The 877-nt window shown below is 57.1% G+C and carries 2 protein-coding genes; both read right to left on the reverse strand.

The features are described 5' to 3' along the window. Window positions 1-415: phage holin family protein (locus B5F17_RS14500; RefSeq protein ID WP_087374954.1), on the reverse strand; the 415-nt coding region annotated here is incomplete at its 3' end. Window positions 416-425: 10 nt separating this feature from the next. After that, a complete protein-coding gene (locus B5F17_RS14505) occupies window positions 426-836 on the reverse strand; it encodes a putative ABC transporter permease (protein WP_087374956.1) in 411 nt (136 codons plus the stop codon). Window positions 837-877: the final 41 nt, after the last annotated feature.

The raw sequence follows: 877 nt of genomic DNA on the forward strand, positions 1-877 counted from the left end.
CTTGCAGCTGCTCGATGGCGCTCATAATCGCGTCCGGCACCGGCAGACCCATCAGACCGGCATTCTCAATAATACTGATGGTCTCGTTGACGATGTACGCAATCACGACTGCATCGCGGACAAACGCTGTGCCCAGGACAATGTCCAGACGCGCAGCCACGAGCACAATCACCAGCGTCATGCCTTTTTTCAGCAAACCCTGCCAACAAGCTGCGCTGTTGAGTGCGCCGGTCTCGCTCTTGTCCGACGCCTGAAACACGCCCGCGACAATCAGACCAGATAGATAATCTACTGCCATAAAAAGCAGCAGCGTGATGAGCGCAGCATCCCAGCCACCAAACGCCTGGCTAATCATACCACCGATCACGCCCGCGCCGGTCATCACGGCGGCCTTGGTTTCTGTTAAATGAATCATATGTACCCTCCTAAAGCGTGTAGTGCGGCTTGTCCTCACCGAAGAATCGCCACCGGATGACATCATCCAGCACAATGGCAAGGGCGCTCAGCGCCACCCACAGCAGCGCAAACTGTGGGCAGATCTGTCCCAGCAGGTTACCGGGCATATCTGAGTAATCCCAGATGCCCCACCCAAGCCAGATATTAACGATGCAGCCGGTAATCAGCTCGGCAGCCGTAGCGATCAGCGCACCGGCGACCGCCTGCGGGATCAACCGCCAGCTTGTCCAAATTTCGTTGAGTCCACCAATAATGAGGAATAGGAGCGCCGCGAGTAGGAACATGGTCCAATGGCTGCGCCCTCTCCAAAACACCTCGAAAGTGACATAGCAGCTGCCGCCGAACCAGGCAAGGTAGATGTACTTAGCCGCCCGCTGCATCGCCGCCTCCTAACTTGCTGAGCACCGCCTGCATCTGCTCC

It is taken from the genome of Butyricicoccus pullicaecorum, from assembly GCF_002160355.1.
Lineage (GTDB): Bacteria > Bacillota > Clostridia > Oscillospirales > Butyricicoccaceae > Butyricicoccus > Butyricicoccus pullicaecorum.

What these genes read in the sequence shown, in the direction of transcription:
- B5F17_RS14505 (WP_087374956.1), bottom strand. Translation starts at nt 836, where the DNA reads ATGCAGCGGGCGGCTAAGTACATCTACCTTGCCTGGTTCGGCGGCAGC.